This window comes from Dyella sp., assembly GCF_035508675.1.
In the GTDB taxonomy this organism is placed as follows: domain Bacteria; phylum Pseudomonadota; class Gammaproteobacteria; order Xanthomonadales; family Rhodanobacteraceae; genus Dyella_B.
In genome coordinates, this window is sequence record NZ_DATJMN010000218.1 from 1 (window position 1) to 24393 (window position 24393).

The window sequence follows — 24393 nt, forward strand, 5'->3', positions numbered from 1 at the left end:
GTGGCAGTTGCTTACCGATGCGCTGATTGGCCAGGAGCGGTTGGCCGAGGCCTTGGAGGCGTCGAGGCATGCTGCCGAACTGTCGCCAGGCCAGATCATGCTTGTCCGCCAATGGGCGATGTTGGCCGAGCGCGTGCAGGATCACGAGGCCGCAGCCGAGGCATTTGCCTGTTTGTGGAAGCTGGATCGGAGCGATCTGCGCAGCCTGCGCATGTTGGTGTTCTATCGTCGCAGTATCTGTCATTGGCAAGACTTGGATCATCTCAGTCACTTGTTGTTGGAGACGATTGACCGCCTTCCTGAGCATATTGCACCGTTTGAATTTCTTTCCGAACCGGCTACGGCCGCTCAGCAGTTTGCGTATGCTGGTTGTCTGGCCAGCTGGATCGAAGGGTGTGCTTCGCAGCAGCCGATTGAAGTAAAGCGCAACGCATCCATCGATGCCGGGCTCTTGCGTGTCGGATTTCTGTCGCATGGCTTTGGGCCACACCCCACGACGCTGCTCACGTCGGCACTGTTTGAGCAGTTGCGGCATTCGCGGCTCGAAATACATCTGTTTTCGACCCGCGAAAATGCCACGGACCATCCGGCCTGCAAACGCCTGGCCGCTGCTGTGCATGCCTTGCATGATCTTTCAGGCAAGCCGCAGCGCGAGATCGCCGAATATATCCAGGCGCATGGCGTCGAGATTCTTGTGGACCTTGACGGTTACTGCCGTGGACGGAAGCCGACGGTGTTTGCCTATCGCCCCGCGCCTGTGCAGGCCGGTTGGTTGGCCTATCCCGGCACGACCGGGGCGCGTTTCATGGATTACGTGATGGCCGATCGCTTCGTCTTGCCATCCTCGCTACAGCCGTATTTCGCCGAAAAAGTGGCTTATTTGCCGCGTTGCTATCAATCCACCGACCCCAGTAGAAAAGTGGGCATTCCCCCTTCGCGAAAGACCTGCGGGCTGCCCGCAACGGGCGTCATCTATGCTTGTTTCAACGCCAGCTACAAATTCAATCCGTGCAGCATGACGCGCATGTTGCAGGTACTGAAAGAAGTGCCCGGCAGCGTATTGTGGTTATTACGCGGAGAAGGGCGTTCGAGTGAGCGATTGCAACAGGCTGCAGAGGTAGCAGGCGTGGCGCCGTCGCGCCTGGTCTTTATGGACAAACTGCCGCACCACGCTTACTTGGCGCGCTATCGTCACGTGGACTTGTTTCTCGACACAGAGGATTACAACGCGCATACCACGGCTTCTGACGCTTTGTGGGCAGGCTGCCCGGTGCTCACGCGGCCGGGCGACACGTTTGCGAGCAGGGTGGCCGGCAGCTTGAACCATCATCTGGGCATGCCGGAAATGAATGCGGCGGATGATGCGGCGTTTGTGATGAAGGCGGTGCGCTATGGCAGGGATGCGGATTACCGGGCTGCCATCAAGGCGAAACTGTTGAAGCAGCGATTGACGTCGGGTTTGTTCGATATCCAGGGATTTGCGCGGGATTTCGAGGGCTTGTTGTGGCGGATGGCCGAGCATCGGCGGGCGGGAAAGTTGCCTGAGACGTTTGAGAGTTGAGGTTTCTCGCAGGCTGGGATGAAATCCCAGCATCGCCATGCCAATACATGCTGGGATTTCATCCCAGCCTATGTTGGATCCGGCGCAATCAATCCTTGCGCAAATCCGCCATCAAATTCAAAAAACGCTGCTGGAACGCCGGGTCGGCATCCAGTGTTTTGCCGATGGCATCCACCATCGGCACGAACTGCAAATCGTTGCGGAAGTCGCTACCGAATTCCCATAGCAAAATCTCTCGTACGATTTGCGTTCTTGCCTGCAGCATCGACGGCTCATTGCCAGGGTCAACCTCGGCGGCAAGCTCGTGCAGGCGTTGGCGCAGCGCTTGCACGTCGTGCTTGCGGGCGACCGGCTTTTGCGATGCACCAGGATCAGGTTTGCCGGGGTCGTTGGCGGGGCGAGCATCCGGCGTGCGCCCGCGCGCAAGTGCCCTCAGTGTTTCTACCAACGATAACGAGGGTGAAATGCGATCCGTGGGCATGTGGGCTCCGGGAGGTTGCGGCGTTCGACCGCTAGTGTAGCGGGCACTTGTCGTTCGTCACAAAGATTTCACATGCATGAATGGACTTCATTTGAAACGCGAATTAGCGCGCAAAGTGCATGTCTTTCCGTTACATAACTTGGAAGCAAAATCTTGCGATTGGCCTTGTCAGTTTTTGCAAGCTTTAGGTTGATCAAGACAGCGTGAGAAGTTTGTTGACAGTAGGTGAAACTCGACCCTAGATTAATTAGGCACGTTTTGATCTACGTCACGAACTGGGTGTGAAGTGACTGGCGGAACGCAAGGACCAAGCGATGTGCCATGCACATCGTAAGGATGCAGTAAGGGGAAGGAGGGCGTTCGGGCGGAGGTCCGTACGCAAGGAGCAGTAGCCGTGCGGTGGGATGTCGTGTGGTCGAAGACCTTCGAGGTCTTCGCGGTTGGCTATATCGGGGTAATGCCGAAAAAGTTTAGGGGGACGCCTTGAGTCGCGCCGCCCTGCTTGCCGGATTTGCGGACCGCGATCCGGAAAATCCCGTTCTGCTTTGCGATCTTCTCGACGAACTGCTTGGGGCAGGGCGTCTTGACGACGCCATGGCCCGCATCGGCAAGGTATCCACGTTGTTGCGCGAAACGCCCGGTGTGCGTTTTCGGGAAGCGCGTTGCGCGCTGTTGCGCGGTGACGCCAAGACTGCCATTTCCTTGTTGCAGGCCTTGCTGGGCCAGATGGATATCGCGCCAGCCGGTGTCGTGCACGATCTGGCCTATGCGCAGTTGTCAGAAGGGCATGCGGAGGAGGCGCTGCAGACGCTTGCGCATACTCACGATGCCGACGGCGACGATGTCGCGCTGGCGCTGCTCAAGGCGCGAGTCCTTTATCGTCTGCAGCGCCTCGACGCAGCGCTGGAAACACTGGCGCCCATTCAATCCGGCGCGCGCCTGCCGGAAGTGCAAGGCGTGCGCGCCTTGCTGTGGCTGGATATCGGCGATACGGCGCGTGCATCCGAACAAGCCGAATTGGCGTTAAGGGCCGATCCGGATCAGCACGAAGCGGGCCTTGTGCGCGGCACGGTCGCGCTCTGGTCGCAACGCGTGCAGGAAGCAACGGCGGCGTTCGAGCATGTGCTGGCCAAGCATCCCCATTCGGGACGCGCCTGGCTCGGATTGGGGCAGAGCGTGATGCTGGGCGGCGACGTGCCGGCAGCGCGTTCCCTGCTCGAACGCGCAGCGGTGGACATGCCTGATCACATCGGCACCTGGCACGCGCTGGCGTGGTGCCAGCTGTTGGAAGGCGACCTGGCCGGCGCCAAGCACAGTTTCGACAAGGCGTTTGCGCTGGATAGAACCTTTGGTGAGACGCACGGTGGTTTCGCCCTGGTGCATGCGCTGCGTTCCGAGCGCAAGGAAGCAGAAGAATCGATCAAGCGCGCCATGCGCCTGGATCCGCAAGGCCGCGCCGCACGTTATGCGCAAAGCGTTTTGCTGATGGACGAGGGGCGTGCCGACGAAGCGCGCAAGCTGGTGGAAGGCATCCTTGCGCGTTCGCCAGGCGTGGGTAATGTGCCGGCGGATTTCATTTTCAAGCTGCGCGAACTAGTGCGTCCCAGGGGGTAGCCATGGATAGCGATACCGCAATGCACTTGCTTTCACAGACGTTGCTGACGGCCGCAAAAGTGTCCGCGCCGATCCTGCTCGCCACGCTTGCCGTGGGTGTGGTGATTTCGATTTTCCAGGTGGTGACGCAGATCCAGGAGATGACGCTTACCTTCATCCCCAAGCTGATCACGGTTGTGGCGATGGTGGTGGTCACCGGCGCCTGGATGATGGCGGTGGTGGTGGAGTTCACCAAGCACTTGTTCGGCCTGATTGCAGGGATGTAGCAGCATGGGAGCGATCGATACGCTCGTCGGCACGTTTTTGCTCGCCATGGCGAGGTTTGCGCCGTTGCTGATGGTGCCGGCGTTCACGCCCTTCAATGGTGTGCCGGCCTCCATTCGCATGTGCGTGCTGCTGGCGCTGACGATGCTGGCGGTGGGTGTGCATCAAGTAGCTGCGGTGGCGTTGGATCCTGATCATCCCGTGCCGTTCGTGCTGGCCATGGCAGGCGAGTGCGTGCTCGGTTTTTCGCTGAGCCTCGCCGTGGTGTTGCCGATGGCGGCACTCGGCTTTTCGGCGCGCGTGCTGGATATCCAATCCGGCGTCAGCGCAGCCAGCCTGTTCAACCCAAACACGCGCGCGGCCGAAGCCTTGGCTGGCACCATTGTGCAATGGGCTGGTCTGCTGGTGTTCTTCTCGCTGGGGCTGCATCTGTTGTTGTTGCAGGGCATGATGGCGTCGATCCGGATCATCCCGCTCGGCAGCGGCGGCCTGTTGGTGTCGCCCGAGATGCTGCTGTCGAAGCTGTCGTCGCAGTTTTTGCTCGGCTTGATGGTTTCCGCGCCCACCATGCTGGGCTTGTTCGCGATCGACCTGACGGTGGCGTATGCCAGCCGCTCGATGCCGCAGGCCAATGCGTATTTCGTTGCGCTGCCGATCAAGGTGCTGGCGGGCTTCATGCTGCTGGCCGGATCGTTGCGCTACGCGCCGCCCTTGATCGAGCGTATGTATCGCGACGCATTCACCATGTTTACGCCGTCCGGGGTGCACTGATGGCCGCCGACGAGCAGAGCAAGACCGAACAGCCAACGCCGTTCCGCCTGGAGGAAGCGCGCGAGCGCGGGCAGGTGCCGCGCAGCGCGGACTTGAGCGGGATCGTGGTGATGATCGTATTCAGCGTGGCGCTGGCCGCGGCGTCGTATGGCATTGCCGCGGCGTTGGCGCGTTCGGTGTCCCGCACGATTCTCATGGCCGGGAATGCGCCGGCGCCGTCGGCGAGCCTGGCGGCCTGGTTGCAGCGCACGTTTCAACCTTCCTGGCAGGCGATCCTGCCGATCGTGATGGCGATGCTGGTGGCCGCCGTGGTGGCCAATCTGATGCAGACCGGTCCGGTGTTCAGCACCCAGCCGCTCAAGCCGGATTTCAATCGCCTGAACCCGGCCGAGGGTGCCAAGAAGATTTTTTCGCTGCGCATCCTGTGGGAGCTGTTCAAGCTCACGCTGAAGCTGGGCCTGCTCGGCACGGTGGCGTGGATGCTGGCAGCCAGCATCGGCCGCAAGGTGCAGGCCGTAGCGTTTGCAGCGCCGTCGTCTATCGGCATGGTGCTGCGCTCGATCTATGTGCAAGTCACCACCTGGATGCTGGTGCTGCTTGCGCTGGTAGCCTTGTTCGACCTGTGGTTCACGCGTCGCGAATACATCCGCAAGCTGCGCATGAGCCGGCGCGACATCAAGGACGAAGTGAAGCGCCGCGAAGGCGACCCGGATATCCGCCAAAAGCGCCGTCGCCTGATGGTGGAGCTGCTGAAGCATTCCCGCTCCGTGCGCCGCGTGCCGGAGGCGGACGTGCTATTGACCAATCCAACGCATCTCGCCATCGCCTTGAAATACCGGCCCAAGACGATGCGCTCGCCGGTGGTGCTGTCCAAAGGCAGTGATGCGCTGGCCGCGCGCATGCGCAAGCTGGCAGCGCAATCGGGCGTGCCGTGCCTGCGCTCGCCGGAGCTGGCGCGTGCGTTGTATCGCGAATGCAAGGTCGACCGGCCAGTGCCGGCGCATTTGTACAAACCGCTGGCGCCGGTCTACCGCTGGCTGATGAAGCGCCCGGGCAACAGGATTTTTTCGTGAACGCTCTCTTCGGCCAGCTCTGGAACGGCAAGCGCGACGTCATCCTGGTGATGGGGATGATCGCGATCCTGGTGATCCTGTTTACGCCCATTCCGGGGGCGTTGCTGGATTTCCTGCTCGTGCTCAATTTCACCAGCGCCATGCTGGTGCTGCTGATTACGTTCTTTACCGAGACGCCGCTGAGTTTCTCGACGTTTCCTTCGTTGTTGCTGATCACCACGCTGTTCCGCCTGGCGCTGAATATTTCCGCCACGCGCCTGATCCTGGACAAGGGCAACGCGGGGCGGGTGATCAATGCGATCGGTTCGTACGTGGTGGGTGGCAACTACGTCATCGGCCTGGTGGTGTTTTTGATCCTGGTGGTGGTGCAGTACGTGGTGGTCACCAACGGTGCACAGCGAGTTGCCGAAGTGGCGGCGCGTTTCACCCTGGACAGCATGCCCGGCAAGCAGATGAGCATCGACGCCGACATGAACATGGGGCTGATCGATGAGCACGAGGCCCGGCGGCGCCGCACGCAGATCGAGAAGGAGGCCAGTTTCTACGGTGCGATGGACGGCGCGACCAAGTTCGTGAAAGGCGATGCCATCGCCGGCATCATGATCATCCTGATCGACATCATCGGCGGATTGACGGTCGGCATGGTGCAACATGGCATGCCATGGACGGAAGCCGTGCATCGGTACACGCTGCTTACCGTGGGCGATGGCATCGTCACGCAGATTCCTTCGCTGGTGATCGCGGTGGCCACCGGCATTATCATCACGCGTGCGGCATCGGATGCGCAGCTGGGTACGGAAATCGCCAACCAGGTGCTGTCCAGTTCGCGCACCTTGTTCATTGTGGCGTTGGCGCTGACAGGTCTGTTGGCGCTGCCGGGCTTGCCGGCGTGGCCGGTGCTGATGGTACTGATCGGGGTCGGCACCCTGACGTTTTTTGCCACGCGCAACGGCAGCGCCACCGCAGCGAAGCAAGAAGCAACGCCCGAACCGGAAGCCAAGCGCGAGGAAGAGGATCTTTATCGGCTGCTTTCCGTGGAACCGGTGGAGATTCACCTGGGCAGCAGCATTTCGTCCACGTACAAGGCGCGCGGCCTGGACCTGGGCGATCGCATCAGCACGTTCCGCAAGCAGTTCGCGCTCGACCTTGGCTTCATTCTTCCCAAGGTCAAGCTGGTGCAGGGATCATCGCTCGCCGAAGACGCCTACGAAATCCAGGTGCAAGGCTCGCGCGTAGGCCGTGGCGAATTGCGTTTCGACGCCTTGCTGGCGATCAATCCCGGCGGCAAGCGGCCGAAGCTGGAGGGGCGTGAAACGCGTGATCCGGCGTATGGCCTGCCGGCCCAGTGGATCAGCCCGGACCAGCGGCAATACGCCCGTGGTGCGGGATATACCTTGGTCGATCCGGAGACGGTGCTGATTACGCACCTGGGCGAAGTGACCAAGCGGCATGCGCCGGAATTGTTGACGCGTGCGGAAACTGAGCGTCTGGTCATGCGCGTGCGCGAACAACAGGCCTCGCTGGTCGACGAACTGGTACCGGGCGTGATGTCGTACACCGATGTGCAGAAAGTGCTGCAACAGCTGCTGCGCGAGCAAGTCAGCATTCGCAATGTCGAGACCATTCTTGAAGTGCTGGTCGACGCAGGCAAGACACACAAGCAGACGGATGACCTGGTCGAGCGCGTGCGCGAACGATTGGGGCCGTCCATCTGCCAGCGCGTGAGCAATGCGCAGGGCGAGCTTTACGTACTCACGCTGGCGCCGGAACTGGAGCGCTCGATCGTATCGGCGGTACGCCAGCGCGAGGGTTCCGGTGCGCTGCTCGCCGATCTCGGTCAGCTGGAGGCGCTGTTGAGCGGCCTGGCCAAGCAGTCGGAGGCGATGATGGCGCGCAGCCATCTGCCGGTACTGCTTTGTCCCAGCGTGGTACGCCGCCATCTGCGCGCGCTGATCCAGCGCAGCCTGCCACACGTCACCGTGCTGGGCATCAACGAAGTGCCGGCCACCGTGATGGTGAAGGCCTTCGGCACCGTCACCACTTCTTCTGCTGCTGCTTAGACAGGCTCTTAGGAGGGATACCCTTGACCAATATCATTCCAGGCATAGCGAGTTACCTGAGCAATGACGTGGCGCTGCTCGACGTGCTGAGCCAGAACGTGGCCAATATGCGCACCACCGGCTATCGCGCGGAGCGGCTCGCCACGGATTTTCGTACCGGTTTGCTCGATGACACGCCGACCTTGAGCCTCGCCGATGGCAGCCTTTCCACCACCGGGCATCCGCTGGACATGGCCATCCGCGGCCCGGGCTTTTTCGTGGTGGACGTCGATGGCCAACAAATGTTGACGCGCAATGGCCAGTTCCATCTGGACGCGGACCAGCAATTGGTGGATGCAGCCGGTCATCCGGTGATGGGGCAGGCCGGCCCGATCACGCTCAACCACGCCAACGTGCAAATCGATGCCGCAGGCACCATCACCGACAACGGCGACGAGATCGACAGCCTGCAGATCGTGAACGTCGACAAGCCCAGCGAACTACGCGAGATGGGGGGCGGGCTTTACAGCTTCTCCGGCACCGACGCGAGCGCCGGGCAGTTCATCGGCCGTGTGCAACAGGGGGCGCTGGAGCAATCCAACGTCGACCCCGGCGAGGAAATGGTGCGCTTGATGGCGCTCACCCGCCACGCGCAATCGGTGCAGCGCGCCATCCAGGCTTACGACGCGGCCTTGCAGGAAGGCATCAACCATATCGGCGACAACTCTTGAGGATACGAACATGATCGACGCGCTGAATATCGCCACCTCCGGCTTGCAGGCCGTGCAGAGCCAGATCGACACCTTGTCGAACAATCTCTCCAACATGCAGACGCCTGGCTTCAAGGCCAAGCGCACCTCGTTCGGCGACATCGCAGTGATTACGCCGTCGCAAGTGCAGGCCGGTTTGACGCCAAGCCAGTCCGGCGCCGGTACGGAGGTACTGTCGACCAGTGCGGTGTTCTCGCAAGGCCAGATGCAGCAGACTGGCAACACCTGGGATATCGCCATCCAGGGCGAAGGTTTCCTGGAAGTCGCCGATGCCAATGGCAATCACGTGTATACGCGCGATGGACAGTTGCATGTGGATACCGACGGCTATCTTGCGACGGCGGATGGCAGCCGCCTGGCACAGCAGATCCAGATTCCGCCGGACGCCACCAACATCCAGATCAACCAGAACGGACAGATTTACGCCCAGGTAGGTGGCAGCAGCAGCCAGACATTGCTCGGCACGCTGGAGCTGAGCACCTTCCCTTCGCCGGAAGGTTTGCAGTCGGTGGGCAGCAATAACTATGTACCGACGCAGGCGTCGGGTGATCCCAGCGTGGGCAAGCCCAATGACAGCGGCATGGGCGCCATCCTGCAAGGTTCGCTGGAAAGCTCGAACGTGGACATGGTGAGCGAGATGGCGACGCTGGTGATCGCACAGCGTGCCTATCAGCTCAATGCACGCGTGCTGCAGGCGTCGGACCAGATCCTGGACACCATCAACAACCTGCGCCAGTAAGCATGCGTCGACTGCTGCCCGCCAGTTTGCTGTTTGCCGTGAGCCTCTGTGCCGCGGCGTCGCCGTTGCTGCAGACGGTGCCGGCTGCACGCATCGTCGCCGTCGCGCAGGCCGAGATGGATGCCCGCCTCGGCAACGACAAGGCAACCGCGCAGCTTGCGGTGGTGGGCAAGCCGGAAGACGTGCAGGTACTCGCCGGCAAGCTCGCGCTAAAGGCCAGGCAGCCCGAAGGTCGCTGGCCGCGGTCGCGCGTCAGCGTGCCGGTGGAGGTCAGCGTCAACGGTACCGTGGTGCGCTCGGCCACCGTGTGGTTTGCGGTAAGTGTCCAGCGCGAGGTGCCGACCTACGCCTTGGATGCTTCCCTCGGCACGGCGGCGTCGGCACTGAAGTTCGTATCGCACGATGCGGATATCGCCGCTTTGCAAGGCAGCCTCGTGACCGATCCGCACCAGCTCGACGGCATGCGCTTGCGTCATGCCGTGGTGGCTGGCAGCCCGGTGGTGCTCGAAGACTTCGAGCGCATTCCGGACGTCGACCGGCAGCAGCGGGTGGAAGTGCTGGAGTCGTACGGCGTGATCAAACTCGAGGCCAAGGGCACGGCGATCGGACACGGCAATGCCGGCGATACCGTGCTGGTGCAGGTCGATGGCGCCGAAGCGCCCGTGCGTGCGCGCATTACCGACAAGGGAGTAGTGCAAGTTGTTGACTAGATACTTACTTATCGGCCTGTTCACCGCGTGCATCAGCGTTACGGCACACGCGCAGACATCGACCGGCTCCATGATCAACCCGGATGCCTACCACGGACTGGCGGCCGACCGGCGCGCCTACCAGGTGGGCGACACGCTGACCGTGCTGGTGACGGAAACCGCGAGCGCCACGGCAAGCGCCAACACCGACGCGAGCGGTGGCGTGCAGCTCGGCGCCAATGCCCAATACCGCAATTTCACGCGCAACTACGGCCTCGGGCTCAATGGCGAGGACGCAGGCCAGGGTAACACCACGCGCACCGGTAGTCTGCAAGCGCAGCTGGCCGTGCGCGTGGTGGCGGTGGACGGCGACGGCATGCTGCGCGTACACGGCGAGCAGACGGTGGAAATCAATGGCGAGAAACAGCAGTTTGCGCTGACCGGGCTGGTGCGTCCCGAAGACATTTCACCGAGCAACACCATTCTTTCGAACCGCATCAGCGAGGCGGATATCCACTACACCGGCAAGGGGGATATTTCCACCGCCCAACGCCACAGCATTCTCTATCGCATTACGCGCTGGCTGGGTTTGATATGAAACGTCTGCTTGTCCTGTTGTTGTTGTCGTTGTTTTCGGCCGCTGCGCTGGCCGGCGGTAGCGTACGCCTCAAGGAAATCGCCCGCGTGGAGGGCGTGCGCGACAACGCGCTGGTGGGTTACGGCCTGGTGATCGGCCTGTCCGGCACCGGCGATACCACCAAGAACCGGCTCACGGTGCAATCGGTAGCCAACACGCTCAGCCATTTCGGCGTCAATGTCAGCCCGGACGATCTCAATAGCCGCAACGTTGCAGCGGTGATGGTGACGGCGACATTGCCGGCGTTCGCCGAATCGGGCCAGAAGCTGGATGTGTCGGTGTCCTCGCTGGGCGACGCGCGCAGCCTCGGCGGTGGCATTTTGCTGCTGACGCCGCTCAACGGTCCGGACGGCAAGCTCTATGCGCTTGCACAAGGTGCGCTCTCGGTGGGCGGTTATGAAGTGCGCGCGTTCGGCAGCCTCGACCGAAAAAATTATCCTACGGTAGGGCGCGTGCCAGACGGCGCCACGGTGGAACGCGAAGCGCCATTGGGGTTGAGCGAGGGTGGCCGCACGCTGGACGTCGTGCTGTATCAGCCGGACTTCACCACGGCCGAACGCATCGCCGAGTCACTGCGCCGAAATGCTGGCGTCAGCGCCATCGCCGAGCACGCAGGCAAGGTGCGCGTTACCTTCGCCACGCCGCCGTCGGACCTGGTGCAAGCGATCTCCCTGATCGAAAACGTACCGGTGACACCGGATGAAATTGCGCGGGTGGTGGTCAACGAGCGTACCGGAACCGTGGTTTCCGGCGGTGACGTACGGTTGGGGGCAGTCACCATTTCGCAGGGCGATCTGCGCATACAGGTGCAGACCGATTACCTCGTTTCACAGCCGGACGGCTACCTGGTCAACCCCTCGCGCAATATCGGCACGGCGGTCGTGCCGCAGGCAAACATCAATGTGCAGGACCCCGAGGCGCGCATGGTGAGCATTCCCAACGGTGCGACGGTGGCCGACCTGATCGCGGCGTTGCGGGCCATACACCTGTCCACCCGCGACGTCATCACGATTCTGCAATCGATCAAGGACGCCGGCGCACTGCGCGGCGAGCTGGTGATTCAATGAGGAGGCACGCATGGATTTGACCACCGAAGCACTGCGCTTGGGGATAAGCATGGCCCGCATGCGGGCCGAGGTAGCCAGCGCCAACATCGCCAATGTGGATGTGGCGGGTTATCGCCCGCAGCGCGCCGATTTCGCGCAGGCCACTGGATTGCTGCGCGAGGCCGCCGAGCAACCCACCATGGATGCCCAGGAGCTGCAGGTGATGACACCGCGCATGCTCGGTGAATCCGTGCACGTGGCCGATCCCGGTGCGAACGCACCGGTCAGCCTGGATGACGAAGTGGCGGAACTGGAAACCGCCAGCGTGAATTTTCAATCGCTGACGACGGTGATGTCGCGGCGCTTTGCCCTGATGCAACTAGCTCTGGCCGGGAGGGATTGAGCATGGTCGTGGACCAGATTTTTACCGCAACACGCTTTGGCCTGGAATACGAGCGCCTGCGCATCGAAGCGGCCAGCCATAACATCGCCATCGCCAATACGCCGAACCAGCCGGGCCACCCTGCGCGTTTGATGCGGGTGAGCGCGCCGTACGCCGCCAGTTTCAATGCGATGCTCGGCGAAACCGGCCACGGCGTACCTTCCCAGCCCGTCATGCTGGCGACCGATGCCGCGACACGCGAAGAGCACGATCCTTCCGATCCTGCCGCCGACAAAAACGGCATGGTGAGCTACCCGCGCGTCGACATGGTGTCGGAAATGAGCGCCTTGATGGACGCCAGCCGTGCGTACGAAGCCAACGTGCGCGCCTTCAACTCGCTGCGCAGCATGGCCTTGCACGCGCTGGATGTGGGAGGCAACGCATGAACGTGATGCCGATCGAAGGCTCGTCCGTCGCCCCGGTGGACATCCGGCCGATCCAGATGCCCGAATCGCTGGACGAAACCAGCCAGAAAGGCCCGGCATTCATCCAGATGCTGGGTTCGCAGGTCAATGAACTCAACGGCAGTCTCGAGCAGGCCGACCAGGCTGCGCGTGCGCTGGCGGCGGGCGAGGACATACCGGTGCATGACGTGATGATCGCCATGGAACACGCGCGGCTGAAATTGCAGCTGGCGGTGGAAGTGCGCAATCGGATCGTGGATGCGTATCAGAACCTGACCAATATGCAGCTTTAGCTTTCACCCTCTCCACCTTGGCACAGGTATCAAACCCACCTCGCCGTTATTCCGGCGAAAGCCGGAATCCAGTTCAAATACGCGTCCGAAGGACACAAAATTGTTTTTGAGTGCTTTGCAAAACGTATTGAAACCGGATTCCGGCTTTCGCCGGAATAACGGCGAGGTGGACGGCAGCTTCTTGAAAGTTGTGTAGATACCTATGCCCCGAGGGGAGAGGATTTGAATCCGTACTAAAGGAATACCTATGCGGCAGTTTTTTGCATCCATGTCACAGCGCGCACGAGTCGCCTTCGTGATCGGCATCGTGCTGATCGTGGGCATCGTCGGCGTCGCTTCATGGTGGATCATGCATCCGCCTTACGCCGTGCTGTTCCGCGACTTGCGTGAAACGGATGCGGCGGAGATCAGCAGTGCGCTCGATCAGATGCAGGTGCCCTATCGTCTGGCGGATGAAGGCAAGACCATTCTCGTGCCGGATGCGCAGGTCTACGAGACGCGCATGAAGCTGGTCTCGCAGGGCGTGCCCAAGGGTGGCAGCGTCGGTTTCGAACTGTTCAAGGATTCGGATTACGGCGTGACCGAATTCGCGCAGCGGGTCAACTTTCAGCGTGCCTTGCAGGGAGAACTGGAGCGGACGATTTCGGCGCTGGACGAGGTGGCCTCTGCACGCGTGCATCTCACCATTCGCCGTTCGGATCTGTTTTCGCCGGACCAGGACCCTTCCAAGGCTTCGGTCACGTTGACAATGCGCCCGGCCAAGCATCTGGATGCGCGCGAGGTCGCGGGCATCCAGCGTTTGGTGGCCTCGGCGGTGGAAGGCTTGTCGCCGGATGCGGTGGTGGTGCTGGACGACAAGGGCATGGTGTTGTCCGGGTATTCGGCGGAAGGGCAGAACGGTGCGTTGAATTCCTCGAACCTGGATGCGCAATCGCAAATGGAGAGCCAGTTGCGTGCGCGCGTCGGTGAGCTGCTGCACCGCGTGCTTCGTACCGACAACTTTACGGTCTCCGTCAACGTCAGCCTCAATTACGACCACGTCAAGCAAGTACGCGAGCAGCTGATCGGGCAGGGCAAGGACGGCAACGGCCTGTTGGTGCGCGAAAAAATCAACTCCACCGGACATGCCGGTGATAGCGCCGACATCGATCATGCCAATGGTTCCACCAGCAGTGACCGCGAGGTGGAATACGCGCACGGACGCGAGCAGGAAGAGGTGGACCAGGCGCCGGGTCGGGTCGGCCGCATCTCCGTAGGCATCGTCATTCCTGCCACGTTGCCGTCCAGCGAAATCAGCAAGCTGAGCGAGGTGGTGTCTGCCGGGCTGGGGCTCGATCCAACGCGCGGGGACAAAGTGGACATCGCCGCCATTGCGCCGCCGGAACCGGTTGCGGTGTCGGCGCCGACTGCCTTGGATAACACGGTGGCGGTGCGCGCGGACGCAACGGCGGCTACCACCGCACCGTCGACCGACGAGGCCGCATCATCGGTCGCGGCAAGCCGTTATTGGTGGATTTATCCGGTGATCGCCGCGTTGGTATTGTTTCTGGTGGGAGCGTTGCTGATGGCAATGCGTACCAGTACTCCGCGCCGCCTGACCATGTCGGAGCGCGAAGCGGCGCTGCTGCGCCTGCGCCAGTGGATCGAGACACCCGAGGTGGAGCGATGAATCCGGCCGGCACTCGCAAGGCGGCGCTCGCGTTGGCCACCATGCACCCGGCCGACCGGCACTGGATTCTTGCGCACCTGCCCGAAGCCTGGCGCCGTGCGCTTCAGCCGCTCGTTCGCGAGGCGCAGAGTTACACCACGCTCGACGCCGAGCTGCTGCAGGCCGTGCTTGCGGATGAGCCCACCTATCTGGCGCGCGAAGTGCCACCGCCTGACGTGCTGATCGTGGTGCTCGATCGCCTGTCGGCGGCATGGGCAGCGCGCGTGCTGGCTGCAGCGGCACCTGACCATGCCGATATCTATCTGGCTGCCTGCGAGAAATCGCGGGCTGAATCGGTGCGGCATGAATTGAATCGCATGCCCAAGCCGTTCCCACAGTCGCTCGCCGATACCTTGGCGCGTTATCTGGATACGGCCGCGCAGGTCGGTCGAACGGCGGGGGCTGCGTCATGATCCGCCGCTTGCAACACCACGGCTTGCTGGAAAGCGCGGCGCCGCGCTCCATCAGCAGCACCAAGGCGCCGGAGCCGATGCTGGCGGACGTGTTGGCCCAACCCGACGAACTGGACGTGCAGGCTTATCGCGAAGGCTATGCCGAAGGCTTCAAGGCCGGCGAGGAAGATGGCCGCCGCGAAGCCGAACAGTTTCATCAGGCATGGGAAGAACAAACCCGCCAGCGCATGGAGGACGAGCAACAGAGCCTGCTGCAGCAACGCGAGCAGCTGGCCGCGCTGGCCGCGAGCCTGCAGGAGCAATTGCGTGCGCATGAAGAAGCGATGGAACAACTGGCATTCGAGCTTGCGCTGAGCAGCCTTGCCCGCTTGCTGGGCAGCATGCAGGCAGACGGCGAGCTGGTGCGCCGGCTCTGCCAGCAGATGGCCGAGGCTTATCGCGGCAACGCAGTGACGCTGCAAGTGGCGCCCGCGGACCGTGCGCATGTGCCCGATCGCCTCGAAGGTCTGGAAGTGGTGGTGGAGCACAGTCTGTCGACCGGCGAGTGCCGGCTCGTTACCGAACGCGGCTACGCCGAAACATCCATGGCTCAGCGCTTGAGCGCGATTTACAGTGCCATGCTCGAAACCTTGGGGTTGGCGGCCAGCCCCGAGTCGGCAGCGGTGCACCCATGACGTTCGGAGCACGCTGCGCATGAGCACAACCATGGCCCTCGACCGTTTCAACAGCGCGCTGCAACGCACGGCGCTGGTGCGGGAGTACGGCCATTTGCTGGGTTTCAATGGACTGGTGGTCGAGGCCAGTGGCCCGGACGTAAAAATCGGCGAGCTGTGCGAGATCGATGGCGATGCGCGTGCGCAGAAGATCAGCGCGGAGGTAGTCGGCTTCCGCGACGGACGCGTGCTGCTGATGCCGTTTGGACATCTGCGCGGTATTGCAGCCGGCGCCCGTGTGCGCTCGTTGCGCCGCGCACTGCGTATTCCCGTGGCGCGGGCCATGGTCGGGCGCGTGATGGATGCGTTTGGCGAACCGCTGGATGGCGGCCCCGCGATTGCGGCGGAAGGCTATCGCGAATTACAGCCCGCCCCGATCAATCCATTGCGCAGGGTGCCGCTGGATCAGCCGCTTGAAACCGGCGTCAGCGCGATCGACGGTGTCATGCCGATTGCCAAGGGCCAGCGCGTCGGCGTGTTTGCGGGCAGTGGTGTCGGCAAAAGCACGCTGCTGGGCATGATGGCGCGGCATGTGAACGCGGACGTCGTCGTGGTCGGCATGATCGGCGAGCGCGGACGTGAGGTGGGCGATTTTCTGCAGGAATCGCTTGGCCCGGAAGGACGCCGGCGCTCGGTGATGATGGTGGCTACGGCCGACCAGCCCGCGCTGGTGCGGACGCATGCGGTGCACGCCGCCCACGCCGTGGCCGAATACTTCCGCGACATGGGGCTGGATGTGTTGTTGATCGTCGACTCGATCACCCGTTTTGCGATGGCGCAGCGCGAAGTCGGGCTTGCCGTGGGCGAGCCGCCGACGTCGCGTGGTTATCCGCCTTCCGTTTTCAACCTGCTGCCGCAAATACTTGAACGTGGCGGCCGCGTACGCGGCGGCGGTTCCATTTCCGCGATCTACAGCGTGCTGGTGGAGGGCGACGACATGAATGAGCCGGTCGCCGATCACATGCGCGCGATCCTGGACGGACACGTGGTGCTATCGCGCGAACTGGCCAGTCGTGGACAGCTGCCGGCCATCGACCTGTTGTCGAGCGTGAGTCGCTTGCTGTCCCGCGTGGCGGATGCGCGGCAGCAAAAGCTGGCGTTGCGCGTCAAATCGATTATTTCCACCTATGAGACTTCGCGCGACCTGGTGGACATGGGCGCCTACCAGGCCGGAACCAACCCGGCGCTGGATGAAGCGATCGTGCTGTACCCCAGGCTGATCGATTGCCTGCGCCAGGCGCCGGGCCAATCGGCATCGTTGCGCGAAACCGTCGACAAGCTCGAACAGGTGCTTGCGTCCAGGGCGGGGGTGCCGGCATGAGCGTACGCAAGCAGCATGCTTATGAAGTTGCCTTGCGCATGGCGCGCGTCAAGGAACTGCAGGCGCAAATGGCGCTGGCCGAATCCGTGGACAAGGAAGGAGCGGCCAGGCAGCGCATGGAGACTGTCGACGCCGCGCGAGAAAAGGTTGCGCTTGCTGCGCAAGCGTGTGCTGCCCAGGCACAAGGTATCGACCTGGCTCGCTATGAGTTGCTGACCCAGCTCTCCTTGGTGCTGACGGACCACTTGCAAGTTGCCAGCGATGCATGCGAGCAAGCATCGCTGCAGCGCGCGGAAAAAGCCGCCGAGAACCTAATGGCCAAGCGCCATCGCGAACGCGTGCACGAACATCTCGATAGCGTGCGTCTTGCCCTGGTCCATGCGCGTGCGGCGAAGGCGCTGGAAGAGGGCGTCGAGCTGTGGCTGGAAAGCCGGGCGGAGGAATCATGACGACGGTCTTCAGCGTGGTCGATAAGACCGCCCAGCTTGCCCAGCGCGATGAGTCGCGCCAGCCTGCCGAGGATTTCGCGCACGAGCTGGTGAAGCAGGCGCCGCAGGCCAAGCCATCTGCGCAGAGCAACCCGAAGGCAGCGTCCGGGCAAGGTTTCGATGAGCAGCAGCCGTTCGAACCGAACCCAGCCAACGCGGCACCGCTTATCGACGACGCGCTACCGCAGACGTCCATCCAGGCAGCCGTGTTGCAACAGATGCAAGCGGCTGAACAGTTGAACGTTGCACCGGTCGGCGTGACGGAAACATTGCTGGAAGCACGCGTGTTTGGCTGGCACGCGATGGCCCAGGCTTATCTTTCGGAATTGACGGCGGCGGACGGTAGTGTCAAGGCGCTGAGCACGAATCCCATCGACCAGGCTGCCGTGGCCGCGCAGGCCGAGCCGATGGATGCATCCCCCGCAACGGTGGTTGCCGTGGACGCACAGGCTGCGGAAGCAGCAGCCGAAGCGCAACCCATCCATGCCGTGGCAATACCGTCATCGGTAGCCGCGGATGAAGCGCCATCGGTAAGCGCTTTGACCTCGACGCTGGCAGGCAGCGGTGCTCAGGCAATCTGGCCAGAACGTTCGCTGCGCTTCACTCGCCAGCGCGACGGCAGCAGCGTGGCCTGGATACGCGATTTTCGCTTGGGCGACGCGGAGGCATCGCACTTGGTGGGTTGGGTACTCAGCGACGCCAGGCAAAAGGGTGTGCCGCTGAGCAGGATCATGTTGAACGGCCGCGAAGTATGGGCTTCGCCGAATCTTAATGTGAGGAGTACGCCATGACAGTGGAAGCGATCGGTAGCACCCTGAGTTCGACCAATCCCACTTCGCTGCCCAACGCGGGCATCAACGAACAGGATTTCATCCAGCTCTTCGTGAGCGAGCTGCAGTTCCAGGACCCGATGCAGCCGCTGGACAACAGCCAGTTTCTTACCCAGCTTGCGCAGTTCGTCGGTATCGAACAGCAAAGCGAGGAAATCACCGGCATCAACAACCTGTCCACCTTGGATTCCTCCGACCAGACGGTTGCCTTGTTGTCGCATACCGTGCAGGTGACCAATGCCGACGGCTCGACCACGACCGGCAAGGTGACTGGCATTCAATACAGCACGAATGGCGTGCAGCTCACCGTGACGCCATCGAGCGGCAGCGTGTTGACCAACGTCAATCTCTCGCAAATCACGCTGGTGACGCCATGAGCCATCGCCTGGCGGCAACCCGCATGGCGGATTCGGCGCCAAGCGTGGGCACGGCGTGCTGCAAACCCATCATAAGGAGAGCACCATGAGCAGCGGCATCATGCAAGCGTTGTACAACAGCGTCTCCGGGCTTTTTGGTTTCTCCCAGAACCTGGACACCATCAGCAACAACATCAGCAATATGAACACGCCGGGTTTTCGCGGCAGCGATTCGTTCTTCGAAAACGTGCTGGACGATGACGGCACCAAGATCGCGGGTACCGGTACGGATACCAGCCAGGGACAGATCGAGCAGACCAGCACCAGCACGGACGTCGCCATTCAGGGCGAGGGCTTGTTCATCCTGAAAGATTCGCAAGGCAATCTTTACTACACGCGCTCCGGCCAGTTCGATTTCAATGCCTCCGGCCAGTTGGAAGATTCGGTCAACAAATACCTGGTGCAGGGATATAGCCCCACCGGCAGCTTCGGCAATATCGATATCAGCAGCCTGAAGACGTTGCCAGCCGCAGCAACCACCACGGTGAACCTGGTCGGCAATATCACCGGCACTTCGCCGGACACGATCAGCGACATCACCATTTACGATGCGCAGGGGACCGCGCACACGCTGACGATGACGCTGACTTCGGCCAGCAGTTCAACCACGCCGGTGCCGACAGGCTCAAGCACGTGGAATGTATCCATCACCGACAGCACCGGCGGCACGCTGGGCAGCGGCCAGATCAGCTTTGACAACACCGGCGCGCCGGAAGCGGGCGCCAATTCGGTCACCATGACGGCCAATCTGGGCGGCAAGTCGCAAAGCGTCGTGTTCAATTTTGGAACACCCGGCAGCTTGAGCGGCGCCACGGGTATCAGCGGCACGGCTACCAGCCTTACTGCCAAGGTGCAGGATGGCCACGGCGTGGTGGGCCTTTCCTCGGAGTCATTCGACACCAACGGCATTCTGCAATTGACGTATGCCGACGGTTCCACCCATGCAGGCCCGCAATTGGCGCTGGCGTCATTTCCGGACGAGAGCTCCATGCACGAAATCCAGGGCAACCTGTATCTGCCGCCGCAAAACCAGACCGCGCAGATTGGACGTCCCGGCTCCGCCACCTTCGGCAACATCGACGGCAGCAGCCTGGAAATGTCCAACGTGGACCTCACGCAGGAACTGGCCGACATGATCGTGCTGCAGCGTGGCTACCAGGCCAGCTCGCGTGTGATGACCGTGTCCAGCGACATGTTGCAACAACTCTATGACAGCACGCGCGGGAGCTGATGCATGACACAGGACGTTCATTTTGGCTGGCTCGGCGAATCCCGCCGTACCGCTTTGCTCGCGCTGCTGGCGGGGCTGGTGGACGATTGGGCGCGCGACTGGTGGGTCGGTGCGGCCGAAGGCGTGGTCGAAGTGCATGCCGATGAACAGGACGGCAGCCAGGACAAGCGCAACCTGCCTTGGATGGCGACCACCGACAATGGCGTGCTGGCCGTGTATGCGGGCGGCAAGGATGTCGATTCGATAGGGCGTCTGCTTGCTAACGCAAGCACCACCACCGATGCCGACGCGGAATTGGCGCAACGGGTGGGTGAGGATGCCATGGCCGATCTTGCTGTGCGCATTCAGCGGCGCGCAGGCATCGGCAAGGCCGCACAGCTTGCTCGGGACAACGCACCGCTAAGCGTGGAGCATGCGCGCCTTGGGGCCTTCCGCGCCATCGCGACGATCGGGCGTTTGCAGCTGACGCTGGCGATCGACCGCGGCATGGCGGATCGATTGGCGCCACCCGCGGCAATCGCCAGGGAACCTGGCCTGCTATCTCGTCAAGCCGCTATCCACACGGCGCCGCTGAGGGTGCAGGCGGTGATGGATTTCGGCTCGGTCGACCTGGCGCATCTTTCCGACCTGAGTGTCGGCGAGGTGCTGGTCGGCGATCGCAAGCTCGATGAACCCTTGCAGATTCATGTGCAGGGACATGGTGCAGTGGCGACAGGCTATCTGCGGCGGTCGGGTGAGCAACGTGCCGTCGTGCTCGATGGCATTCATCGGGAATCGCCGTGAGTGGCAGCAACGCAATGATGCCGGGATTGCCATCCCGGCCTACAGATACCCAAGCATTCTAGGAACAGCGGTCATGAACGAAATCGTCGTAGCACCCATTGAACTGGAAGAAGTCGCCTACGAACCCACTGCGGGCGACCCGCTCATCAAGCGCAACTTGTCCATGCTCGGGCACGTGACCGTGCGCCTCGATGTGGTACTGGGCGCGGCCGAGATGAACGTCGAGAAGCTGTTCGGCCTCGGCAAGGGCGACACCGTCACCTTGGATACGCATCTGGATGCGCCGGTCATATTGCAACTCGACGGCAAATCCATTGCACGCGGCCAGTTGATGGCGGTGGGCGACAGTTTCGGCCTGAAGATTACCGAGATCCTGTGAGCTTGCTGGTTTTACAGATGGCGGCGACGGCACCGGCTGCCATTCCGTATCGCACGGACACGCCGGTGTCGATGGGTACCTTTGCCTTGGCATTGCTGATAACGCTTTGCCTGCTGGGTCTGCTCACAGCGGCCTTGATGCTCATTCGCCGCCGCGGTTGGATCGCATGGCCGGGCGCAACCCGTACGGTGGCTCCGCCGGTCGATGGAATTCAGCTGCAAGCGACACGCCGCCTCAGCATGGGCACGACGGTGCACGTGGTGAATTATCGTGGCCAGGCTTATCTGATCGTGGAAAGCAGCCGCGGCACGAGCGCCACGGTGACGCCCATGACAGCTATCGACGAGGGAACGTCATGACCCGCAGCAAGTGGTTTGCGGTCATTCTGCTCTTGGCAGGCATGCTTCTGCCGCTGACGGGATGGTGTGCCGATCCCATCCAGGACGCCATGGCACGTGCTTCCAGCGAGGACTATTCGCCAATCCTGCGCTCATTCCTGCTGCTGTCGCTGCTGTCGTTCATTCCGCTGATGGTGATTGCGCTGACGTCGTTCACGCGCATCATCGTGGTGTTGTCGCTGGTGCGCAGTGCCTTGGGCTTGCAGCAGACGCCGCCCAACAGCGTGCTGCTTACGCTGGCGATGTTCCTGACCTTGTTCTCGATGAGCCCGGTGTTTCAGAGCGCCAAGCAGAACGGCCTCGATCCGTATCTTCGCCATGAAATGCCGATCCAAGAGGCCGCCGTCCACGCGTTCGAACCGTTCAAGCTGTTCATGATTCGCCAGACGCGCGAGGACGATCTGCTCGCGGTGGTACGCATGGCCAAGGTGCCGCCGCCCAAGTCGGTGCAGGATATCGGCGCCTTGCAGTTGATTCCCGCTTTCATGCTGAGCGAGCTGCGCACCGCCTTCCAGATCGGCTTCGTGATTTTCCTGCCGTTCCTGCTGATCGATCTGGTGGTGGCCGCCATCCTGATGGCACTGGGCATGATCATGCTGCCGCCCACCACGATCAGCTTGCCGCTGAAGATTCTGCTGTTCCTGCTGATCAACGGCTGGACCTTGCTGGCTCAGGCCCTGCTGAGCGGCTATCACCTCTGAATGCCCAGATGCTCTCCGTGGACAGCGACGAGGACCTCTTGTGGCTGCGCTGGCAACAGGAACGGAGCGCGGCGACGCGTGATGCGCTGATCGTGCACTATTCGCCATGGGCACGCGTGCTTGCGCGCGATGTCTATCTGCGCGTGTACCTGATGCTGGATGCCTGGCAGGACTGCGTGCAGAACGCCTTGATCGGCCTGCTGGATGCCATCGAGCGCTTCGATCCGGGCCGTGGCGTGCCGTTCAAGCCGTTTGCGCGCCTGCGTGTACGCGGCGCCGTGTTCGATGGGCTGCGCGTGCTGCGCAATGTTCACTTGGAACTGGGCCACGATGCACCTTTCCGCGCCGCCGCCGCGAAGGAGCGCGTCGAATCGTTTCACGAAGACGATAGCGGCGATCCCTTGGAGAATTTCGTCGCCGCTACCGTCGGCCTGGGCCTGGGTTTCTTGTTGGACATGCAATCCATGCCGGGCCACATGCAACCGGCGGACGCCTACGCCGAGCTTGAAAAAGCCCAGTTGAGCGCCGCCGTGTCAGAGAGCCTGGATCGACTCACCGAACGCGAACGGACCGTGGTGGTGATGCATTACTACCACCAGTTTCCGTTCGTGGAGATTGCCGAGCAGTTGGGTGTGACAAAGGGGCGAATTTCGCAATTGCACAAGCGTGCGTTGGAGCGATTGCGATGTTGCCTGCGCGAACGGGTGATGGTGGAGTCGGCGTAGCCGAACTTTTAAGGGCACTTCTATAAATAGCACGCAAGCGAAGCGGGCATCTGGATCATCGCGACAAACGGTTCCCTCCCCTGCGAAGTAGGGGAGGGCTAGGGTGCGGTGCGAGCGTAGCGAGCGGCAGCAACCGAACATTGTGCTTCCATGTACTTCCTCAGGAAATTCAGCGCGTAGGTTGGGGTGAGCATATGCGAACCCCAACGTTGCCATGCAGATGGCGATGTTGGGGTTCGGCGTCGCCTCACCGCCAGCCTACGAGGCTTACGCCAAGGACAGGCTTCTTCGTGGCGGCGGGAGCAATGCTGTCGCCAACCTTAAGTCCTTCTATGCCATCAGTCATGGTCTGGCGCTCTAAACTTTTCGCCTAAATCCCAGATTAGTACTCCCGCAAATCGGACCGCCGCGGTGGCGATCCATGTCTTCGATTGGGAGTAACACGATGGTCGCAGTGATCTCGGGCAATGGTCTGGGCCTTGGCAACACCTCGCTGACACAGCTGGGCCAATCACAAGGAGGTTCTCCCTCGCTGGGCCAGGCGGCCAACAGCAGCTACGTCAACGCCGCCACCGGCAACCTGGTCCTGCAAAGCAACGACGAAGGCCTGCTGTTCGACGGCCTCCCGCTCAACGTCCTGCGCACCTACAACAGCCTTGGCCAATTGAATGGCAACGACGGCTGGACCTACGGCTTCAGCCGCAACGTCAACGGCCTGACCGGCGCCCTCAACACCGCCGGCAGCACCATCACCCGTACCGACGATGATGGATCGAGCGTCGTCTACACCTACAACGCCACCTTGGGCGTGTACCAAAGCACCGACCAAAGCGGTGCCATCGACACGCTCAGCTGGAACGCCACGAGCTCCATCTGGACCTGGACCGACGCGGCCAGCACCACCCAGGAAACCTACAACGCCACCGGCCAGCTCGCCGCGCTGACCGACACAAGCAGCGGCGCCAGCTACAGCTTCAGCTACAGCAACGGCCAGTTGAGCCAGATCGTGGCCAACGACGGCGACACGCTGCTGTTCGGCTACAACACCAGCAACCAGCTGATCAGCCTGTCGATCCAGGAAGTGCCGCCCGGCCAGAGCACCGCGGTGACCCGCCAGGCGGTGAGCTACGGCTACGACTCCCAAGGCCGCCTGACCTCGGTCACCACCACGCTGGGTTCGGATACCGACCCCACCAGCGCGAGCTACACCACCACGTACGCGTATCAAGGCACCACCGACCTGGTCAGCAGCGTCACGCAAAGCGATGGCACCACGGTCAGCTACAGCTATACGCAAGACGCGCAAGGCGCGTACCAGGTCACCGGCATCACCACCGGGACCGGCAGCGCGGCGCAGACGCTCAACCTGAGCTATGGCACGAATGACACCACTGTCACCGACGGCCTGGGCAACGCCACCCAGTACCTGACCAACGCCCAAGGCCAGCTCATCCAAGTCATCGC

General features: G+C 62.2%; 29 protein-coding genes. 28 read left to right on the top strand and 1 reads right to left on the bottom strand.

Annotated elements, in window-relative coordinates; genetic code table 11:
• The first annotated feature begins 97 nt into the window (after positions 1 to 97).
• A complete protein-coding gene (locus VMA74_RS11335; protein ID WP_325366996.1) occupies positions 98 to 1561 on the top strand; it encodes a UDP-N-acetylglucosamine-peptide N-acetylglucosaminyltransferase in 1464 nt (487 codons plus the stop codon).
• Between the two features lie 88 nt (positions 1562 to 1649).
• Here VMA74_RS11335 and VMA74_RS11340 read toward each other — a convergent pair whose 3' ends face one another.
• A complete protein-coding gene (locus VMA74_RS11340) occupies positions 1650 to 2042 on the bottom strand; it encodes a hypothetical protein (protein WP_325366998.1) in 393 nt (130 codons plus the stop codon).
• Between the two features lie 483 nt (positions 2043 to 2525).
• On the opposite strand from VMA74_RS11340, the gene VMA74_RS11345 reads away from it, so the two are divergent.
• From VMA74_RS11345 to VMA74_RS11475, 27 genes are all read left to right on the top strand, one after another.
• Positions 2526 to 3656 carry a tetratricopeptide repeat protein gene (locus VMA74_RS11345; RefSeq protein WP_325367000.1) on the top strand — a complete coding sequence of 377 codons (1131 nt, stop codon included), beginning with the start codon at positions 2526 to 2528 and terminating at the stop codon, positions 3654 to 3656.
• 2 nt (positions 3657 to 3658) lie between these two features.
• Positions 3659 to 3922, top strand: a complete 264-nt coding sequence (locus VMA74_RS11350) for a flagellar biosynthetic protein FliQ (RefSeq protein ID WP_325367002.1) — start codon at positions 3659 to 3661, stop codon at positions 3920 to 3922.
• A 4-nt stretch (positions 3923 to 3926) separates the two neighbouring features.
• The gene (locus VMA74_RS11355) at positions 3927 to 4691 is read left to right on the top strand and encodes a flagellar biosynthetic protein FliR (RefSeq protein ID WP_325367004.1); all 765 of its coding nucleotides are present in this window, start codon (positions 3927 to 3929) and stop codon (positions 4689 to 4691) included.
• Positions 4691 to 5764 carry an EscU/YscU/HrcU family type III secretion system export apparatus switch protein gene (locus VMA74_RS11360; RefSeq protein ID WP_325367006.1) on the top strand — a complete coding sequence of 358 codons (1074 nt, stop codon included), beginning with the start codon at positions 4691 to 4693 and terminating at the stop codon, positions 5762 to 5764. Before VMA74_RS11355 ends, VMA74_RS11360 begins: the two co-directional genes overlap by 1 nt.
• Entirely contained in the window at positions 5761 to 7824 is a 2064-nt protein-coding gene (flhA, locus tag VMA74_RS11365) for a flagellar biosynthesis protein FlhA (RefSeq protein WP_325367008.1), read from the top strand. The genes VMA74_RS11360 and flhA overlap by 4 nt, the downstream gene beginning before the upstream one ends.
• A gap of 23 nt (positions 7825 to 7847) precedes the next feature.
• Positions 7848 to 8534, top strand: a complete 687-nt coding sequence (locus VMA74_RS11370) for a flagellar hook basal-body protein (RefSeq protein ID WP_325367010.1) — start codon at positions 7848 to 7850, stop codon at positions 8532 to 8534.
• A 10-nt stretch (positions 8535 to 8544) separates the two neighbouring features.
• Positions 8545 to 9312 carry a flagellar hook-basal body complex protein gene (locus VMA74_RS11375; RefSeq protein ID WP_325367012.1) on the top strand — a complete coding sequence of 256 codons (768 nt, stop codon included), beginning with the start codon at positions 8545 to 8547 and terminating at the stop codon, positions 9310 to 9312.
• Positions 9313 to 9314: 2 nt separating this feature from the next.
• On the top strand, positions 9315 to 10022 hold the full coding sequence (gene flgA / locus VMA74_RS11380) for a flagellar basal body P-ring formation chaperone FlgA (protein ID WP_325367014.1): 708 nt from the start codon (positions 9315 to 9317) through the stop codon (positions 10020 to 10022).
• Positions 10012 to 10599 (top strand): flagellar basal body L-ring protein FlgH, encoded by a 588-nt coding sequence (locus VMA74_RS11385; RefSeq protein WP_325367015.1) that lies wholly within the window; start codon positions 10012 to 10014, stop codon positions 10597 to 10599. The genes flgA and VMA74_RS11385 overlap by 11 nt, the downstream gene beginning before the upstream one ends.
• Complete coding sequence (locus tag VMA74_RS11390; RefSeq protein ID WP_325367017.1) at positions 10596 to 11705, top strand: flagellar basal body P-ring protein FlgI; 1110 nt, start codon at positions 10596 to 10598, stop codon at positions 11703 to 11705. The genes VMA74_RS11385 and VMA74_RS11390 overlap by 4 nt, the downstream gene beginning before the upstream one ends.
• Positions 11706 to 11715: 10 nt before the next feature.
• Positions 11716 to 12087, top strand: coding sequence for a flagellar basal body rod protein FlgB (locus VMA74_RS11395; RefSeq protein WP_325367019.1), 372 nt, complete (start codon positions 11716 to 11718; stop codon positions 12085 to 12087).
• A gap of 2 nt (positions 12088 to 12089) precedes the next feature.
• On the top strand, positions 12090 to 12512 hold the full coding sequence (locus tag VMA74_RS11400) for a flagellar basal body rod protein FlgC (protein WP_325367021.1): 423 nt from the start codon (positions 12090 to 12092) through the stop codon (positions 12510 to 12512).
• The gene (gene fliE, locus VMA74_RS11405) at positions 12509 to 12823 is read left to right on the top strand and encodes a flagellar hook-basal body complex protein FliE (RefSeq protein ID WP_325367023.1); all 315 of its coding nucleotides are present in this window, start codon (positions 12509 to 12511) and stop codon (positions 12821 to 12823) included. Before VMA74_RS11400 ends, fliE begins: the two co-directional genes overlap by 4 nt.
• 247 nt (positions 12824 to 13070) lie before the next feature.
• A complete protein-coding gene (fliF, locus tag VMA74_RS11410) occupies positions 13071 to 14492 on the top strand; it encodes a flagellar basal-body MS-ring/collar protein FliF (RefSeq protein ID WP_325367025.1) in 1422 nt (473 codons plus the stop codon).
• Positions 14489 to 14944 (top strand): hypothetical protein, encoded by a 456-nt coding sequence (locus VMA74_RS11415; RefSeq protein ID WP_325367027.1) that lies wholly within the window; start codon positions 14489 to 14491, stop codon positions 14942 to 14944. Before fliF ends, VMA74_RS11415 begins: the two co-directional genes overlap by 4 nt.
• Positions 14941 to 15618 carry a FliH/SctL family protein gene (locus VMA74_RS11420; RefSeq protein ID WP_325367029.1) on the top strand — a complete coding sequence of 226 codons (678 nt, stop codon included), beginning with the start codon at positions 14941 to 14943 and terminating at the stop codon, positions 15616 to 15618. The genes VMA74_RS11415 and VMA74_RS11420 overlap by 4 nt, the downstream gene beginning before the upstream one ends.
• A gap of 19 nt (positions 15619 to 15637) precedes the next feature.
• Positions 15638 to 16978, top strand: coding sequence for a FliI/YscN family ATPase (locus VMA74_RS11425; protein WP_325367031.1), 1341 nt, complete (start codon positions 15638 to 15640; stop codon positions 16976 to 16978).
• A complete protein-coding gene (locus tag VMA74_RS11430) occupies positions 16975 to 17427 on the top strand; it encodes a hypothetical protein (RefSeq protein WP_325367033.1) in 453 nt (150 codons plus the stop codon). The genes VMA74_RS11425 and VMA74_RS11430 overlap by 4 nt, the downstream gene beginning before the upstream one ends.
• Positions 17424 to 18257, top strand: a complete 834-nt coding sequence (locus VMA74_RS11435) for a hypothetical protein (RefSeq protein ID WP_325367035.1) — start codon at positions 17424 to 17426, stop codon at positions 18255 to 18257. The genes VMA74_RS11430 and VMA74_RS11435 overlap by 4 nt, the downstream gene beginning before the upstream one ends.
• Entirely contained in the window at positions 18254 to 18673 is a 420-nt protein-coding gene (locus VMA74_RS11440) for a flagellar hook assembly protein FlgD (RefSeq protein ID WP_325367037.1), read from the top strand. Before VMA74_RS11435 ends, VMA74_RS11440 begins: the two co-directional genes overlap by 4 nt.
• 85 nt (positions 18674 to 18758) lie before the next feature.
• Complete coding sequence (locus VMA74_RS11445; protein ID WP_325367039.1) at positions 18759 to 19943, top strand: flagellar hook-basal body complex protein; 1185 nt, start codon at positions 18759 to 18761, stop codon at positions 19941 to 19943.
• 3 nt (positions 19944 to 19946) lie between these two features.
• Positions 19947 to 20726 carry a FliM/FliN family flagellar motor switch protein gene (locus tag VMA74_RS11450; protein ID WP_325367041.1) on the top strand — a complete coding sequence of 260 codons (780 nt, stop codon included), beginning with the start codon at positions 19947 to 19949 and terminating at the stop codon, positions 20724 to 20726.
• A gap of 73 nt (positions 20727 to 20799) precedes the next feature.
• Positions 20800 to 21105, top strand: a complete 306-nt coding sequence (locus VMA74_RS11455; RefSeq protein WP_325367042.1) for a FliM/FliN family flagellar motor switch protein — start codon at positions 20800 to 20802, stop codon at positions 21103 to 21105.
• Positions 21102 to 21464 (top strand): hypothetical protein, encoded by a 363-nt coding sequence (locus VMA74_RS11460; protein ID WP_325367045.1) that lies wholly within the window; start codon positions 21102 to 21104, stop codon positions 21462 to 21464. The genes VMA74_RS11455 and VMA74_RS11460 overlap by 4 nt, the downstream gene beginning before the upstream one ends.
• The gene (gene fliP, locus VMA74_RS11465; RefSeq protein ID WP_325367047.1) at positions 21461 to 22204 is read left to right on the top strand and encodes a flagellar type III secretion system pore protein FliP; all 744 of its coding nucleotides are present in this window, start codon (positions 21461 to 21463) and stop codon (positions 22202 to 22204) included. The genes VMA74_RS11460 and fliP overlap by 4 nt, the downstream gene beginning before the upstream one ends.
• Before the next feature lie 17 nt (positions 22205 to 22221).
• On the top strand, positions 22222 to 22929 hold the full coding sequence (locus VMA74_RS11470; protein ID WP_325367049.1) for a sigma-70 family RNA polymerase sigma factor: 708 nt from the start codon (positions 22222 to 22224) through the stop codon (positions 22927 to 22929).
• Positions 22930 to 23374: 445 nt separating this feature from the next.
• On the top strand, positions 23375 to 24393 hold a 1019-nt coding region (locus VMA74_RS11475), incomplete at its 3' end, for a hypothetical protein (protein WP_325367051.1).

What these genes read in the sequence shown, in the direction of transcription:
- VMA74_RS11335 (WP_325366996.1), top strand. Translation starts at nt 98, where the DNA reads ATGCTTGTCCGCCAATGGGCGATGTTGGCCGAGCGCGTGCAGGATCAC.
- VMA74_RS11340 (WP_325366998.1), bottom strand. Translation starts at nt 2,042, where the DNA reads ATGCCCACGGATCGCATTTCACCCTCGTTATCGTTGGTAGAAACACTG.
- VMA74_RS11350 (WP_325367002.1), top strand. Translation starts at nt 3,659, where the DNA reads ATGGATAGCGATACCGCAATGCACTTGCTTTCACAGACGTTGCTGACG.
- VMA74_RS11355 (WP_325367004.1), top strand. Translation starts at nt 3,927, where the DNA reads ATGGGAGCGATCGATACGCTCGTCGGCACGTTTTTGCTCGCCATGGCG.
- VMA74_RS11360 (WP_325367006.1), top strand. Translation starts at nt 4,691, where the DNA reads ATGGCCGCCGACGAGCAGAGCAAGACCGAACAGCCAACGCCGTTCCGC.
- VMA74_RS11375 (WP_325367012.1), top strand. Translation starts at nt 8,545, where the DNA reads ATGATCGACGCGCTGAATATCGCCACCTCCGGCTTGCAGGCCGTGCAG.
- flgA (WP_325367014.1), top strand. Translation starts at nt 9,315, where the DNA reads ATGCGTCGACTGCTGCCCGCCAGTTTGCTGTTTGCCGTGAGCCTCTGT.
- VMA74_RS11390 (WP_325367017.1), top strand. Translation starts at nt 10,596, where the DNA reads ATGAAACGTCTGCTTGTCCTGTTGTTGTTGTCGTTGTTTTCGGCCGCT.
- VMA74_RS11395 (WP_325367019.1), top strand. Translation starts at nt 11,716, where the DNA reads ATGGATTTGACCACCGAAGCACTGCGCTTGGGGATAAGCATGGCCCGC.
- VMA74_RS11400 (WP_325367021.1), top strand. Translation starts at nt 12,090, where the DNA reads ATGGTCGTGGACCAGATTTTTACCGCAACACGCTTTGGCCTGGAATAC.
- fliE (WP_325367023.1), top strand. Translation starts at nt 12,509, where the DNA reads ATGAACGTGATGCCGATCGAAGGCTCGTCCGTCGCCCCGGTGGACATC.
- fliF (WP_325367025.1), top strand. Translation starts at nt 13,071, where the DNA reads ATGCGGCAGTTTTTTGCATCCATGTCACAGCGCGCACGAGTCGCCTTC.
- VMA74_RS11415 (WP_325367027.1), top strand. Translation starts at nt 14,489, where the DNA reads ATGAATCCGGCCGGCACTCGCAAGGCGGCGCTCGCGTTGGCCACCATG.
- VMA74_RS11420 (WP_325367029.1), top strand. Translation starts at nt 14,941, where the DNA reads ATGATCCGCCGCTTGCAACACCACGGCTTGCTGGAAAGCGCGGCGCCG.
- VMA74_RS11425 (WP_325367031.1), top strand. Translation starts at nt 15,638, where the DNA reads ATGAGCACAACCATGGCCCTCGACCGTTTCAACAGCGCGCTGCAACGC.
- VMA74_RS11430 (WP_325367033.1), top strand. Translation starts at nt 16,975, where the DNA reads ATGAGCGTACGCAAGCAGCATGCTTATGAAGTTGCCTTGCGCATGGCG.
- VMA74_RS11435 (WP_325367035.1), top strand. Translation starts at nt 17,424, where the DNA reads ATGACGACGGTCTTCAGCGTGGTCGATAAGACCGCCCAGCTTGCCCAG.
- VMA74_RS11440 (WP_325367037.1), top strand. Translation starts at nt 18,254, where the DNA reads ATGACAGTGGAAGCGATCGGTAGCACCCTGAGTTCGACCAATCCCACT.
- VMA74_RS11445 (WP_325367039.1), top strand. Translation starts at nt 18,759, where the DNA reads ATGAGCAGCGGCATCATGCAAGCGTTGTACAACAGCGTCTCCGGGCTT.
- VMA74_RS11450 (WP_325367041.1), top strand. Translation starts at nt 19,947, where the DNA reads ATGACACAGGACGTTCATTTTGGCTGGCTCGGCGAATCCCGCCGTACC.
- VMA74_RS11455 (WP_325367042.1), top strand. Translation starts at nt 20,800, where the DNA reads ATGAACGAAATCGTCGTAGCACCCATTGAACTGGAAGAAGTCGCCTAC.
- fliP (WP_325367047.1), top strand. Translation starts at nt 21,461, where the DNA reads ATGACCCGCAGCAAGTGGTTTGCGGTCATTCTGCTCTTGGCAGGCATG.